Genomic DNA, 14020 nt, shown 5'->3' on the forward strand with positions numbered 1-14020 from the left:
GAGGGGAGCGGGTCAGGAGAGAACGCCGTAGAGGGCGCGCGGGGAGCACCACACGGTGCTGTTGCTGCCGATGGCGCGGGCCTGGACCTTGAAGGTGATGTGGCTGTCGTAGTCCGCGCCGATGAGGTCGGTGAACTCCAGCGTGCTCTTCGAAGTCGGGCCGACCTGGCGGTCGTTGACCAGCAGCCGGACCTCGCCCCCCGTCGTCGCGGCGATCAGGCAGTAGAGCTTGGGGTGCTGGACGATGGCGTTGCCGTTGTACAGGGTCGTCCAGTTGGTGGAGCTGGTGGACTCCCACTTGCCGGTGTTCTCGGGGGTGGGCAGCGGATACGGGATGAACGGCTTGGCCAGGCCGAAGTTCCTGGAGTCCTCGGCGAAGATGATGTTGCCGTTGCGGTCCCACATCCGGATGGGCTGGACGGGCAGGTCCTCGGCGTCGCCCGTCCACACGCTGAAGGCCAGCGAGCCGTCGTCGCGCCTGAGGACGACACCCTGCTGGTACTGGCCGCCCGGCCGGTCGGGGTAGACCCGGCCGACGTAGGCGAGGTCCTTGCCCTCGGGGGTGCGCACCGTCAGCGAGCCGCCGTCGCCGATGACGACCCGGCCGCCCTGGATCTCGTCCATCCGCGGACGGGTGTTGGCGCTGCCCATCAGGGCCCGCACCTGACGCTCCAGATCGCGGATGCGGTCGAGGAGATCGAGAGGTATGGCAGCCATCAGATTCCTTCCAGATAGAGCTTGGCGGTCTCGGCCTTTGCGCGTTCCGGAGGCGACACGGTCATGCCCACCACCCGGAATCGGGCGTTGAGCCCCTCCGGATGCCACAGGTCGGTGATGCGCAGCCGGACCGTGGCACCGAGATGGGCCGGGGTCAGCCGCCCGTCCAGCCGGATGGTGGCTTCCGGGATGAGCTGAGGACGGCGGGAGCGGCCGAGTCCGGCGTCGGCGAGGCTGTTGAGGGTCGCGCGGTCGCTGACGGAGCTGTGGTCGGAGGTCCCTTCCAGCCGGGGCCAGCCGGCGTCCAGGTCGGCGATCGCCACCTTCCGCTCGGACATCGTCGGGACGGAGTCCGCGGCCTGGTTGCGGTTGGCCGAATCCCCGCGCGCGACCCAGACGTTGGCCTGCAGGGTCGCGTCGCCGGGCAGGGAGTAGGACAGCAGCGGCCCGGGCCGGTCGAGCACGATGTCCTGTGCGCCGACGTGGATCTGCGGGTGGCCGAGCTGGAGCCGCTTGACGCGCCGGGCGGTGACCGGGTCGCGGTAGCAGTGGATCCGCCACTCGAAGCCGTCCTGATGGGCGGCGAGGCCGTCCAGGATCTCCCGGACGCGGGCGACGTCGGTGTAGGCGTAGCTCTGGATGCGGGTGACGCCCGAGGTCTCGGTCCCGTACTCGATGCCGAGGTCGCCGCCGGGCTGTGCCTGGATGTGGTCGACGAGCGTACGGACGATGTCGAACTGGTCGACCGCTTCCTTGGCTTCGAGGCTGCTCGACAGGATCCGGTGGTCCAGGTACGAGTCGAAGGTGCCCGCCTGGATCTCTGCCGTCATCCGGCCCTGCTCGTCGCCGGACGGCGTACAGGTCCACAGGATGCCGCCCCACCAGATCTCGCCGCCGCGCTCCAGCCAGACCGCGGTGCGGCCGGGCTGGAGCGCGGTACGGGCCCGCTGGGCGAGCGCCTGGTCGGGGAGGGGGACCGTGGCGCGCAGCGAACCGGCCTTGCCGATGTAGTCGTCGAACTCGACGCCGGTCAGCGGCAGGCTGTCGACGACCTGGTCGGTGCGCAGGTCGCAGAACAGGGCGCGGTAGGCGGGCTGGACGGCCGTGGTCACTGGGAGGCCTCGTAGCTGCCCCACAGGGTGTACCACTGGCCGTCGGCGGCGGTCTCCGGGTAGTTGCCGTCCGCCCAGTCGGCGGCAACTTCGCCGGTGAGCTTGCTCGTCGTCCAGCCGCACGCGGCGCCGTTCGCGTGGCGGGTGGAGTCGAGGAAGCAGGTTCCCGTGTAGTAGCCCTTGCCGAGGCGCGCACGGAAGTGGCCGTTGATGGCGGGGCCGGTCGGGCGGACCGGCAGGGAGAGCCACCAATTGCCGTTGTCGCTGACCCACTTCGTGCTCGAACCGATCTTCAGCGTCGCGGTGAAGTGGACGATCGAGCCGTCGTGCAGATACCGGCCGTTCAGCGAGCCGTTTCCGGGAACCGGTTTCGGTCCGTTGTCCGCGCCCCACTCGGGCGTGTAGTCCTGCCAGCGCGGCCGCGGCTCCGGGTACGCCTTCCACTGCGCGCCGTCCCAGCGCTCCAGCCCCGCACCGGTGTCGCGGTACTGGCCGGGGTAGGCGCCGGGGAAGTTCAGGCCCCAGCCGCGCGGGATGATGCCGCCCACGGAGACGGTGGCGCGGCGGCGGTCGCGGACGGCGGTGTCCCAGTTGATGCCGCCCTTGCCGGCGGAGGCGCCGGCGGGAACGGTCACCTCGGCCAGGGCGAGGGCGCCGGCGGGCGTCGAGGGCGCGGCCGGGGTGGCGGCGGGAACGCCCTGGACGATCTCGATGACGGCTTCGGTGCGGTTCGAGGCGTCCTGCTGGGCGTCGTAGACGCGCACGACGACGAGGTCGACGCGCGGGTTGCCCGCGTCGCCGTCCGCGAAGACGAGAGGGAGGTAGTCGGTGACGGTCACCGGGTAGGCGCCGGCCTGCTCGGTGCTCTGGACGACGGCGCGGCCCGGCGCGATCTTGCCGGTCATGCCCGCCTGGTCGCCGAAGACGTACAGGCCGTCCATGACGTACTTGCCGTACTGGGAACCGGGGATCACGCCGTCGCGCGAGGCCAGCACGCCGGTCGGGGTCATGGTGCCGAGCGGGGCGAGCCGGGTGTCGACGCGGGACTGACCGCCGCCTGCGTCGGTGCGGTTGAGCAGCCATGCGCTGCGGACGCTGTTCATCTCGTCCTCCGAGAGTTGGGTGGTGAAGGGGTGGGGGAACGGAGCGGGGGCGCTGTCACCAGTGGGCGTCGCGCCAGCGGACGGCCACCGAGGCGCGGGAGTCGTCCGAGGCGGGGCCCGCGCGGAAGGCGAGCGAGGTGGCGCCGGGCTCCAGTTGGAAGAGCTGCTCCGGGGTGGAGCGGGCGGTGGCGGTGTAGAGCCGGGAGGCGGTGCCGTTGAGCGTGACCGTGCCCGCCGTGGTGTCGACGGTCAGCACGTCGGACTCGGCGAGCTGGATGTCGTACTCGAGCTGCCGACCGTCACCGAGCCGGGTGAGGGAGGGCAGTTCGACCGGTCCCCGGAACTCGATCACGGGACTCACCGGGGCGTCGCCCGCGTTGACGGCCGTGATCGTGCCGGTGCTTCCGGCCGCACCCCACTCCAGGGGCCATTCCAGGCCGCTGTCCGGCTCCCACAGGAGCCCGGGCTCGGGCGTGGGCAGTGCGGTCCGGGCGCGCTGTTCGGTGACGCCGAGGCGGCGGGGGTCGGTGCACAGCCACTGGATCGACACGGAGGCGATGCCGTGGGTGACGTACGTGCGGTCGGTCGTGGCCGCGCGGCGGTCGACGCGCGCCCGGCAGGCGAGCGTCTGACCGTGCAGGCGCACGGCCAGCCACTGTTCACCGCTGCCCACGCCCGTGGCGGCGCGGAAGGCCTGGGTGACGGCCTGCGCCTGGTCCGGGCGGTCGGGCAGCAGCCAGACGGTCGCGGAGACCGTTCGCGGCTTCGCCCACTGGGCGCCGGGCCAGGAGCCGTGCTGGCCGGGCTTGGGCACGTCGGCGGAGTCGAGCTCCGGGAGGTCGTCCCAGCCGGTCAGGCCCTTGGCGTCGATCTGGTAGGGCGTGCCGGGGCCGAAAAGAAGCCCGGCCCACTGGATCTGCCCGTCCTGGGTGATCAGTGAGCCGGGGGGTTCGATGGCGGCGTCGGTGTTCACGGTGTTCATTTGTGCTGGGGGCATGGGGAGTTGGCCCTCACCTTCTCGTCTGGAGTGTCTGTCGTCTCTGCCGTACCTGTGCGAGGAAGAGCAGGTCCGCGGCGATGCCGTGGGAGCCGCGGCCTGCGGGCTCGTAGTAGTGGTCGATGCGCGGGACCGCTGTCGTGGTGGTGGTGGCCCGGGCGGCCTCGGCCGTCTGCGCGAGCAGCCGGTCGAGCTTGGACAGCGGCAACACGGCCTCGGCCTCACCGGCCTCGGCGAGGATGACGGGGACGCCGCCGTCGCGGGGGCGGACGACGCCGCCCTGGGCGAGCATCGGGATCTTCGGCAGGTGGATGTCGAACTTCTTGCCGAGGATGTTGACGCTGATGCTGTTGAGGCCGTCGATGACCCAGTTGGCGAAGCCGATGAGCCCGCTGATCGGCCCCTTGATGACACCGGCGACCGCCTGGAAAGCGGTCCGGAGGAAGCCGCCCATGCCGTGCAGGGCGCCTTCCATGGCGGAGCTGACTTTGCGGAACGCGCCGGGGAGGTGCTGGCCCACCCACTTGGCCACGGGTTTGACGACGCTGAAGACGCCCTTCCAGAAGCCGATGACGACCGTGAGATAGGCCGTGACGACGGGCACGATGACGGTGAGTGCGGCGTCGATGAGGGATCCGACGGTGGTGAAGACCTGCTCCATCAGCTGCTGACCGAGCTCGGAGTTCAGGGCGAACTCGATGAGCTGCTCGGCGAACGGGGCGAGCAGGGTGACAAGGAGGACGAAGGGGTTCGTCTTCATCACCAGGTTGACGACGTTCATCACGCCGCCGGCGATTTTGAGATGGCCACCGAGCTTCCCGGCGAGGTTGCCTGCCTTGCCGGCGCCCTTGCCGAGCAGGCCGAGGGACTTGGTGGTGCCGTCGACCTGCCGCTTGATGTTCTTGAGCAGGCGGGCGGACTGCCGGGAGCCGTTCTTGGTCCTCAGCAGGCCGGAGTTGGCGGTGCCGGCCTGCTTGCCGAGGGCCTGTGCGGCACGGCCGGCGGTGGTGGCGCCGGTACCGAACTGCTTGATGCCGGTGCCTGCTTGCGTTGCCGACTGTTTGACGCGGTCGAGGACGTGGGAGGAGGAGGCGATGGCCCGCTGACTGGTCTGTACGGAGCGGGCGGCCTGGCCGAGTGCGGAACCGAAGTTGCGGAACGCGCCGGCCGAGTTGGCGAGGGGATTTCGGACGCGGGGGAGAGCTGCGGCGGCGGGCACGGGGCTCACCCACGGGCCTTGGCCAGGAACATCAGGGCCCGGGCGGTGTCCTGGGGGCTGCCGGCCTGGGTGGCGTAGTAGTTCTCGATGTGGAACCCGGCACCGGCGGACTGCCGGGCACCGGCTCCCGCGCCGGCGAGGCGCGCTTCGATGGCGGTACGCGTCAGCAGCCGGTCGAGCTTCGACAGCGGCATGACGGCCTCGGACTCCCCGGCCTCGGCGACGATCGCCGGTACGCCGCCGCTGCGCGGCGCGACGATGCCGCCCTCGGCGAGCATGGGGATGGACGGGATGTGCACGCCGAAGGTCTTGCCGCCGACGAAGGGCACCCAGCCCGGGATGGTGACGCTGATGCCGTTGAGGGCGCCGATGGCGCTGTTGACGAGCCCGATGACCCCGTTGATCGGTGCCTTGACGGCCGACAGGATGCCGTTGAAGACGGAGCCGGCGAAGGAGGAGAGACCGCCCCAGGCGCTGGAGAGCGCGCTGCTGACCGTGTGGAAGGCGTCGGGGATGGCCGACCCGATCCAGAGCGCGATCGGCAGGATCGCGGCCTTGATCCCGTTCCACACCTTGGAGATGAGGGCGCCGGTGGACTTCATCAGTGGCCCGATGGCCTTCATGACGGTGTCGACGACCTTGCCGATGACGTCGAAGGCGACCTTCATGATCTTCTGCATGGCCTTCGAGCGGGACGCCATCTCGACGACCTTCTCGATGAGCGGCGCGAGCAGCCCGAGCAGCATCCCGATGACGTTGCCCTTCATGGACTTGTTGAGCCCCTTGACCCCGCCGTCGGCCTTCTTGAGCCCGCCCTGGAACTTCGTCATGGCGGGGCCGCCCTTGCCGGCCTCCTTGCCGACCTTGGCCACGGACTTGGCGGCCTGATCGGCGGCGGTCTTCATGCCCTTGAGTTCACGGGTGGACTGCTGGGCGGAGGTCTTGATCTTGCTGACGTTGGTGTTGGCGGTGCCGGCTTGGCGGCCGAGCCCTCCAGCCGCCTTCCCAGCGGCATCGATCCTGCTTCTGAACTCCCGGGCGGCGCCACCGGCGCGGCCGAGGGATTGGACTAGAGACATTCTCTCCCTCAACTCTGTCGACGGAAATATCGAGGCGCATTACCCCAATGCCGCCATGAGTGTGTTCAGGCGTTGTTCCAACGCCTTGACCTGATCCACGGTGCCCTTCAGACGCCTCGGGTTCCCTTCCGAGGCGTTGGGCTGTGCGGCAACTTTGCGCACCCCTTGCCGCTGCACCCGGAGCCGGTCCTGGATCTTGTCTATCCGCAGATGCGCCTTTTTTGCTTCCTGGGCATTTTTGGTCAGGCTTTTCTTGATCTGCCTGACCTCTTTTTCGAGCTTTGAGTTTAGGCCTTCCTGCGCCTGCTCTCTGGCCTTTTTCTCGTCGTATTTGGCTAAGTCCTTCTTGGAGGTGACCACTCGCCAGAAGGAGCTTCCTTCGCGCGCCCAGGGCCAAGTCCTGTTCTGAACACCGCCGAAGCTGATGCCCTTCTCGTCCATCTTGAAAAGGGCGCCGTCGATCTTCACCGGCGTGAAGCCAAGTGCCAGCGCACCGAATCCGGCTTTCAGGTAATCAACGGATACGCTGAGTCCGTTGATCTTCCTCTTGTAGGTGTCCCAATCGCCTTCGCTGAAGAACCATGGGATGCGCGGGTCGGTAAGGTCCGCCATCTTCTTCGGGTTGGGTGGGTCGACGACGCGCAGCTGATTTTCGTCACTGTGTTCCGACACTGTCTCTCCCTGTCGAGCAGATCCTCTGTGTTGGCGTCGGTTTCTGGATGTAGGATGCGGCTGTCTTGACGGTTCCTTGGGGAAGCGAGGTCTGATCTGCGATGCAATTTCGCGTGATCGTCACTGTGATGCTGTTCATCCCGCTGGTGTTATTGATAGCCCTCGTCGCCGTTCCGAAGGTGCGGGCTATGCGACTGAAGAGGGTCGGAATCAAGGTGAAGGGAAGATGTGTTTCCATATCCCAGGACGACAACGCATCGATTGCTTCCATCGAATACTCGATCAACGGGGCGGCGTTCCTTCACCAGACAAATCCAAGCTATGTGCTGCCCATCGCAAAGGGCGACAAGGTGGACCTCGTCTATGACCCGAGAAATCCCAAAAAGGCTCGAGTGGCTGACTGGCTGGACGGCGAACCGGGCGGCCGTTTTTTCACCTGGGGAATGGTTGTCCTGGAGCTGATATTCCTGGTTCCGCAGATTCTGTGGGTCGTCAAGATATCGGGTTGATGCGCAGTAGCCGATTGGGTCAGGCAAAGATCCGGGACGGCTGAGTGCAGCAGATCTGTTTCGAGATCCTCGGCGAGTTCTTCTGCGAACACGTCGAGGTGCGCTCTTTCCTCGGGTCGGGGTCGATCGATCCCGGAGATTTGGATCGCCTTATCTTGGAGGGCCTCCCGTGGTCGGATGGTTTATTTACGGGTTCATGTGGTTGTTCGTCCTCGGTGGCCTGGTTCTTCCCTTTGGGGTCCGGCCATTGCTGATCGACCGCCGTCTGCGCACTGTGGGTGTGAAGGTGAAGGCGCAATGTTCGGGTGGACATTGGTCGGAGGACCGGGTCTCGGAGCATTTTGAGTTTCAGACCAGAGAGGGGCGCCTTGTGCTGTACAGGTCCCCTCTGCGTGGCAGCCGCGTGGCCGACAACGGCGAAGTGGTGGATCTTGTGTACGATCCGCGGAACCCCAAGCGCGCCCGGACCGAGCGTGAGCTCGCGAGGAAGTCCGAGGCGTGGCGGAACCTTTGGGGCGGCATCGGGCTGCTGGTCGCCATGCATGCCTTCTTCTACAAGATCTTCATTTAGCCCTTGCCCCGTCGGCTCGGCGGCACTGGGCACTGTGGCCAGGAATCAGGAAAAGAACCGTGCAAGCTCATCCGGTGTGGGGAGACGATCAGGAGCCGGGCTTTCTCCGCTTCCGGTCTCGGCAAGGTCCGGTGCCTCGGTAGCCGCAGAGGTCGGCCTCGGCACCGGCTCCGGGTACTCCAGCGGCTCGGCATCCTCACCGCTGTTGATCGTCGCCGTCATCCAGTTGGCGACAGCCAAGTGGTCAACTGCCGCCGCCAGCAGGTGCGTCCCCGCATCCCACTCCACGGCCTCGCCGTGCAGATCCCGGTTCACCGCACTGTCCCGCGGCATGTGCTTGACCAGCACCATCAGCCGCCGCGACGACAGCGCCCCTCGGTGCCAGTCCAGCAAGTCGACGCCGTAGTGCCGCAGCAGATCGGCCTCAAGAGCCTCGGCGTGTTCGTCTACGAACGCGTCGAGGCTCAGTCTTCCCCCAGGCCGAGCCCGGTCTCCTTGCCGTACGCCTCCAGGATTGCGGCGATGTCCTGCATCGTCACGTCGTGCTCGACGAAGCGCGCGAACTGCTCCTTGCCCAGCAGCAGGCCCAACAGCCCGTCCACGTCGTTGTCGTCGAGCTCGCGCAGGGCGCGCGCCGTGCGGTGGCCGATCTCCGTGGGGAGTTCGAAGGTGTCGCCGTCCAGGGCGAAGGACCACGAACGGCCGTGGGCCTCCAGGCGCTGGGCGCGGGCCGCGTTGACGTCGAAAGCGGGCATGGGGCTTGCTCCTTGAGGTGAGAAGAAGGGAGTGGGGCGCCGCCCCGGGACAGGGAAGGGCGGCGCCCGGTTCGGGGGGAAGTGCGGGCGGTTACTTGCCGGCCGGCGCCGCCGCCGGCGCGAACGCCTTGTCCTTCATCAGCCACGTCGCCAGCGCCGCACCCGGCTTCGGCGCCATCGCCGTGAAGGTGACGCCCAGCTTGACCGCGCCCTTGCGGTTGAGGTCCATGTCGTCGCTGACGGTCACCAGACCGCGCGGCACGACGAAGCGGTAGCGGACGTCCGCGCCGTCGCTGAACTCGACGCCCAGCGCGCGCTCGTCCTCGCCCTGGTCGCTGTGGATCTCGTACTTGAACAGGCCCGAGTTCGGGGCCGTCTCGACGACCTCGCCGCCGCCGAAGAAGAACGGCAGCGTGTCCTCGTTCAGCTGCAGCATGCCGAACTTCAGGGTCAGTTCGCGCTCGGTGTAGATCGTGCGGGCCGGGGTCAGCGACTGCCAGGTGTCGATGTTGGCGGTCTTGCCCTTGCGGCCGAACTTCACGCCGTCGGTGCTGGTGTAGCCCAGGTCGTGCCAGGCGGCACCCCACTCGGTGGTGGTGTCGGCGGGGGCGTCGGTGCCGACCTTGGCGATCAGGATGCGGCCGGTGCCGGCAACGCGGATCTCGCTCGGGTTCATTCCGGACATGAGGAACTCCTAGGAGGGAGGAAAAGGGGAAAGGGGTACGCGTCACGCCGGGCGGAGGGAGAAGCGCACCGTCGTGAGGTAGCGGTTGCCGGCGGGCCGGTTGTAGTCCGGCAGCCAGCGCACGGCCTCCGTCTCGACGACGTCGGTCACGACGGCCGTGCCGTAGACGGTGCCGCGGAGCTGGAGCAGCGCGGCGCGCATGGCGAGGGAGACGGCGTGCGCGGTGGTCTTGTCGGGGCCGTACACCTCCATCTCGACAATCGGCGTGTCGAGATGAAGGTCGTCCACCCAGGCACCACCGGTCCGGGAGACCAGCACCACCTTCTGCGTACCGTCGAATCCGCTCGGTGGGCGGTTGTCGACGACGACGCCCGCGAGCTCCGGCCGGTACTTGAGGTTGTCGACGATGAGGCGTTCCACATCGGGGAACGACAGCAGGGCCTCGCTCATCGCCGTCACCGCGGCCAGTAGTTGGCCTGGACCTCGGCGTAGGTCAGGGTCGGGTCGACGTCGCCGTTGATGATCTCGATGGTCCAGACGACGTGGTTGCCGGGGTCGCAGACGGCACCGGCGCGGGTCTGGGTGATGTAGGTGTTGCCGGTGGTGCCGGGGTGCTCCTCGATGGGGCCTTCCTTGACGGTCTCGCCCTTGGCGTTCAGCTCGTTGAAGCGGGTCTGGACGGTGAGGCCGGGGGCAACGTCCTTGAGGGTCGCGGCAGCCGTCGCGATGTAGTCGGAGTTGCCCGTGATGAAGGCGGGGTCGGCCTTGTCGGGGTGCTGGTTGCCGCCGTCGGAGTACTCGTCGATGAACGGGATCGCGGTGACCGTGTTCCGCTTCAGGACGAGGTCCGCCTTGCGGGCGAGGCTGACGCGCTTGGGGGCGTCGTCGTCGAAGTTCTTGTTGTAGAGCTCGGCGACGAGCTGGGCCGCGGCCCTCTCGTGCTTGGCGTAGTAGGTGGGGTACCCGCTGACCTGGACCGCCTGGGCGACCTCCCAAAGCTGGGTCGAGGTGAGGTAGCCTGCGCCGAACTTCGGCGGGCAGATCTTCTTCATCTCGGAGAAGAACTTCCAGGACGACCAATGGGGGTCCATGCGCTGATCGAAGCTGCCCCACCACTCCTGCTGCTGGAAAAGGCCGACGCTCGTCCGGTCCCCGCCGGGGACGTTGTGCAGCGTGGATTCCTGCATCGCGGTGGCGACGCCGATGACACCGCCGCGCGGGCCGAGGCCGGCCTTCAGTGCTTCATCGAGAATGGCCAGCGCATTGCTCTTCTGGTCGGGCTCGAAGGTCCAATCGTCCTGCTTGTACGTGAGCGGGTAGGGCAGCAGGTCACTGACCGAAACCATGATGATTTCCTTTCGGGAGAAATGCGAGTAAGGGGGTGCCCCCGCATGGCAGGCATGCAGGGGCACCCCCCATTGCTCAGTCAGAAAAGTCGCTGAGCCTTATCGCGGCCAGTAGTTGGCCTGGACCTCGGCGTAGGTCAGGGTCGGGTCGACGTCGCCGTTGATGATCTCGATCGTCCAGACGACACGGTTGCCCGGGTCGCAGACGGCACCGGCGCGGGTCTGGGTGATGTAGGTGTTGCCACCGGTGCCCTGGTGCTCCTCGATCGGACCCTCCTTGACGGTCTCGCCCTTGGCGTTGATCTCGTTGAAGCGGGTCTGGATCGTCAGGCCGGGCTTGACGTCCTTGAGGGTGGCCGCGGCGGTGGCGATGTAGTCCGAGTTGCTGGAGATGAAGGCCGGGCCGCCCTTGTCGGGGTGCTGGTCGCCGCCGTCGGAGTACTCGTCGATGAACGGGATCTGGGTGACCGTGTTCCGCTTCAGAACGAGCTCGGTCTTGCGGGCAAGGCTGACGCGCTTCGGCATGTCGATGTCCTCTTCTTCCTTGTAGTTGGGGTGTCCGTATCCGAAGATGCGGGGGTTGCTGCGGCTTCGGTTTTCGTGGCGGTAAACGCCGTCACCGTTGGGCGAATCGCCGTTGTTGGTGTTGCCGCCGATGGTGGTGATGGTGGTGGCGTCGAAGGATTCGACGATTTCGGTGTGGTCCCCGCCGCCGGGGCCGTAGAACACGATGGCGCCGACGGACGGTGTGCTGCTCCACAGGCCGCGGTTCTGGAACCAGTCGACGCCTGCCGCGCAGGATTCGTAGTGAGGAATGATGTCGTCGTTGCCCGACTTGCTGGCGCAGTACGAGACGAACATCGCGCACCACGGTTGGTAGTTGTCGCCGTACCAACGGCCGAACATGTTGTCGTTGTTCGGCCCTTCCTTGTACCCGATGTGCTTGGCAGCCTCATCGAGCATTGCTTTGGCTGTATTGGCCATTTTTATATACGCCCTCCATGAGGGGCTCAATAGATGGAAATTCGGCGCGCTGTCGCGCGCAGGCGGTCGAGCCGCGCAGTCGTCTCCGGTCGGCCTTGCGGCCCGTCGCTGTCGACGGCGCCGCCGTGCAGGTGGCCCGGCGTACTGGCGGCTCAACGCCAAGCGGCGGACGCCGTACCCGAGTTGGGGGCACAGCTCCGCCGCTGCATCTATTGTGAACGAGATTGTGCGCGAGCGCAACAAGGAGTTGCGAGCCCGCTCGAACGGGGTCGGTCAGTACCCCAGCCGCAGCACCGCCTCGCGGATCTCCGCGATCTCCGCCTCGACGTCCCGGTACCAGTCCGTCACCTTGCGCCCCGGCTCCAGCTCCACCCGCCCCGCGTCCAGTTCCCGGAGCCGGTCCCCGACCGTGTGGAGGCGGACTTCGAGGGCGAACTTGCCCTGGGCCGTGGGTCCTGCCCACGCGAGTTCGTTCGCGGCGGCGGCGACGGCCGCGTGGGCGCGGTCGCGGATGGGGGCGAGCTTGTCGCGGAGTTCGAGCATGTTCCGGTAGAGGTCGTGGAACGAGCTCATGAGGCCGGCCATCTCCTCCATGGTCTCCGCGCAGGAGGAGGCATGATCGGCGAAGTGCCCGGCCGCTTCGGTCAGTTCGAGGAGGTCTGCATCGGGCCGGTCGCCGTGCCAGGCGCGCCGCGCCTCCACGAACGAAGCCATGCCCTCCTCGATCTCGTCCCACGCCTCCCGGTGACAGGCCAGCTGGGCCCGTGCGGACTTGGCCGGGAGGCCGTCCCCCTGGTCGAGCAGTTCTTCGATCATGGCGTAGGCGTCACGGAGCCTGTCGAAGACGTCCGCGATGCCCGCGTGCGTCTCGTCGGCGATGCGGAGGACTTCCGCCAGATCGGTCCGCGCCTCGGCGACAGCCGCCTCGTACTCCTGCGCGCGCCGCGCCCGCCTGCGTCCCCACATGGTGTCTCCCACCCCTTGTCTCCTTGCCTCTTTGGGCTCTTTGAGCCCCTTGGCCCCTCCTTTCCATGATCATGTGCGTGTTACGTTTTGTGTAGAAGTGGGGCCGAGTGCGGCCCGTGTCTGGAAACGACGTCTGGAAACGGCGTCCGGAAACGACGAAGGGTTCGCGCCGTGACCACGCCCAACACCCCTGCTGTGATCACCCTGACCAAGGCGGACGGGGCAGCCGACCTGGACGGCGTGACAAAGATGGGCGTCGGTGCCTCGTGGGACACCACGGCCGGCCTCGGCGGCGGGCTGATGGGCGCACTGCGCAAGGCCCGTGGCACCGACCTCGACGCGATCGCGATCCTCATGAGCGGCGACGAACCGGTCCGGTTCGCCGGTCTGGACGTGACCGACCCGCTGAAGAACGGCGGGATCACACACTCCGGCGACAACCGGACGGGCCGCGGCGACGGCGACGACGAGCTCATCGAGGTCACCTTCGACAAGGTCCCGCCCCAGGTGACCGTCATCGTGTTCGTGTGCGCCGCCTTCAAGAAGGGCAGCGACTTCCAGCACGCCGCCAACATCTCCTTCAAGATCTACGACAGCACCGGCGGCAGCACGGCGCAGGTTGCCGACATCTGGCCGTCGCTGCTCGGCGCCGGCAACGCCATCGCCGTCGCGAAGGCGTACCGCGTCGGCGCCTCCTGGAAGCTGGAGGTCGTCAACGAGCGCGGCACCGTCCAGCAGGGCGACCGGGACAGCCTGCTCCGCTTCGCCATGGGAAAGTAGCGCGGCCTCGCAGCACGCGCCCCGGCCCCGCTTCGGCCGGCTGCCCATGTGGCGACGGAGTGTCAGACCCTCGGGATAGATTAAGTGGGCGATCGCACACACTCTCGGGTATCCCGTACAGATGCACCGGACGAGTCTTGGCGGGGGCAAATCAGTCGGTGGACGGCACCTGGGGGTGGCATGAGCGAGCAGGTCGGGATGTGCGGAGGGACCACTCAGTGAGCATGCGCAGCGAGCAGCTCGCGGATGTCGTGGCTGCCACGGTGGAAGTGGCCGCCGAGTCCGGGCAGTCCGGGGCCTTCACCGACGAGGTCGCCAAGGCGCTGACCTCGGTCGTGCAGAAGCTCGCCGGGAAGGCCGTCGACGCCGCCGAGGTCCGTGGCTTCGTCAGCGGGTGGCAGGAAGCGGTCGAGGTCATGCAGGAGAAGCGCACGGGCACGGCCGGGGCGCAGGTGTACCGCATGCCGTCGTGGGGTGCGGGAGCGCTGGAGAGCGGGCCTGCGGGGAAGGGCGACGAGTAGTCAG

The 14020-nt window shown here is 67.6% G+C and carries 18 protein-coding genes; 4 read left to right on the plus strand and 14 right to left on the minus strand.

What is annotated here, in order from left to right; all coding sequences use genetic code 11:
- Positions 1 to 12: 12 nt before the first annotated feature.
- Genes ACMATS_RS21345 through ACMATS_RS21375 form a run of 7 tightly spaced genes read right to left on the minus strand, consistent with a single transcriptional unit; the run spans position 13 to position 6899 of the window.
- Entirely contained in the window at positions 13 to 717 is a 705-nt protein-coding gene (locus ACMATS_RS21345) for a hypothetical protein (RefSeq protein WP_414168734.1), read from the minus strand.
- Positions 717 to 1829, minus strand: a complete 1113-nt coding sequence (locus ACMATS_RS21350) for a hypothetical protein (RefSeq protein ID WP_390780795.1) — start codon at positions 1827 to 1829, stop codon at positions 717 to 719. Before ACMATS_RS21350 ends, ACMATS_RS21345 begins: the two co-directional genes overlap by 1 nt.
- Entirely contained in the window at positions 1826 to 2932 is a 1107-nt protein-coding gene (locus ACMATS_RS21355; RefSeq protein ID WP_414168735.1) for a hypothetical protein, read from the minus strand. The genes ACMATS_RS21350 and ACMATS_RS21355 overlap by 4 nt, the downstream gene beginning before the upstream one ends.
- Before the next feature lie 55 nt (positions 2933 to 2987).
- Positions 2988 to 3929, minus strand: coding sequence for a phage distal tail protein (locus ACMATS_RS21360; protein ID WP_414168736.1), 942 nt, complete (start codon positions 3927 to 3929; stop codon positions 2988 to 2990).
- 13 nt (positions 3930 to 3942) lie between these two features.
- The gene (locus ACMATS_RS21365) at positions 3943 to 5148 is read right to left on the minus strand and encodes a hypothetical protein (protein WP_414168737.1); all 1206 of its coding nucleotides are present in this window, start codon (positions 5146 to 5148) and stop codon (positions 3943 to 3945) included.
- Positions 5149 to 5153: 5 nt separating this feature from the next.
- Positions 5154 to 6227, minus strand: a complete 1074-nt coding sequence (locus ACMATS_RS21370) for a phage tail protein (protein ID WP_414168738.1) — start codon at positions 6225 to 6227, stop codon at positions 5154 to 5156.
- Between the two features lie 39 nt (positions 6228 to 6266).
- On the minus strand, positions 6267 to 6899 hold the full coding sequence (locus ACMATS_RS21375; protein ID WP_414168739.1) for a hypothetical protein: 633 nt from the start codon (positions 6897 to 6899) through the stop codon (positions 6267 to 6269).
- A 113-nt stretch (positions 6900 to 7012) separates the two neighbouring features.
- On the opposite strand from ACMATS_RS21375, the gene ACMATS_RS21380 reads away from it, so the two are divergent.
- Together ACMATS_RS21380 and ACMATS_RS21385 are read left to right on the plus strand one after the other, a co-directional pair.
- Positions 7013 to 7408: a DUF3592 domain-containing protein gene (locus tag ACMATS_RS21380; RefSeq protein ID WP_414168740.1), complete on the plus strand. Its 396-nt coding sequence runs from the start codon at positions 7013 to 7015 to the stop codon at positions 7406 to 7408.
- A gap of 169 nt (positions 7409 to 7577) precedes the next feature.
- Positions 7578 to 7979: a DUF3592 domain-containing protein gene (locus tag ACMATS_RS21385; protein WP_414168741.1), complete on the plus strand. Its 402-nt coding sequence runs from the start codon at positions 7578 to 7580 to the stop codon at positions 7977 to 7979.
- A 45-nt stretch (positions 7980 to 8024) separates the two neighbouring features.
- Here the strand turns inward: ACMATS_RS21385 and ACMATS_RS21390 are convergent, their stop codons facing one another.
- From ACMATS_RS21390 to ACMATS_RS21420, 7 genes are all read right to left on the minus strand, one after another.
- The gene (locus tag ACMATS_RS21390; protein ID WP_414170756.1) at positions 8025 to 8330 is read right to left on the minus strand and encodes a hypothetical protein; all 306 of its coding nucleotides are present in this window, start codon (positions 8328 to 8330) and stop codon (positions 8025 to 8027) included.
- A 113-nt stretch (positions 8331 to 8443) separates the two neighbouring features.
- Positions 8444 to 8734: a hypothetical protein gene (locus ACMATS_RS21395; protein ID WP_391155748.1), complete on the minus strand. Its 291-nt coding sequence runs from the start codon at positions 8732 to 8734 to the stop codon at positions 8444 to 8446.
- 91 nt (positions 8735 to 8825) lie between these two features.
- Positions 8826 to 9419 carry a phage tail protein gene (locus ACMATS_RS21400; RefSeq protein ID WP_336413057.1) on the minus strand — a complete coding sequence of 198 codons (594 nt, stop codon included), beginning with the start codon at positions 9417 to 9419 and terminating at the stop codon, positions 8826 to 8828.
- 42 nt (positions 9420 to 9461) lie between these two features.
- Positions 9462 to 9869, minus strand: a complete 408-nt coding sequence (locus tag ACMATS_RS21405) for a hypothetical protein (protein WP_414168742.1) — start codon at positions 9867 to 9869, stop codon at positions 9462 to 9464.
- A 5-nt stretch (positions 9870 to 9874) separates the two neighbouring features.
- Complete coding sequence (locus tag ACMATS_RS21410) at positions 9875 to 10765, minus strand: hypothetical protein (protein ID WP_414168743.1); 891 nt, start codon at positions 10763 to 10765, stop codon at positions 9875 to 9877.
- A gap of 99 nt (positions 10766 to 10864) precedes the next feature.
- Positions 10865 to 11728, minus strand: coding sequence for a CHAP domain-containing protein (locus ACMATS_RS21415; protein ID WP_390780806.1), 864 nt, complete (start codon positions 11726 to 11728; stop codon positions 10865 to 10867).
- 294 nt (positions 11729 to 12022) lie between these two features.
- Entirely contained in the window at positions 12023 to 12727 is a 705-nt protein-coding gene (locus ACMATS_RS21420; protein WP_414168744.1) for a hypothetical protein, read from the minus strand.
- Between the two features lie 183 nt (positions 12728 to 12910).
- On the opposite strand from ACMATS_RS21420, the gene ACMATS_RS21425 reads away from it, so the two are divergent.
- Positions 12911 to 13495: a TerD family protein gene (locus ACMATS_RS21425; RefSeq protein ID WP_414170757.1), complete on the plus strand. Its 585-nt coding sequence runs from the start codon at positions 12911 to 12913 to the stop codon at positions 13493 to 13495.
- A 224-nt stretch (positions 13496 to 13719) separates the two neighbouring features.
- Positions 13720 to 14016 (plus strand): hypothetical protein, encoded by a 297-nt coding sequence (locus ACMATS_RS21430; protein ID WP_336413198.1) that lies wholly within the window; start codon positions 13720 to 13722, stop codon positions 14014 to 14016.
- Positions 14017 to 14020: the final 4 nt, after the last annotated feature.

It is taken from the genome of Streptoverticillium reticulum (genome assembly GCF_047456005.1).
Lineage (GTDB): Bacteria > Actinomycetota > Actinomycetes > Streptomycetales > Streptomycetaceae > Streptomyces > Streptomyces reticulum.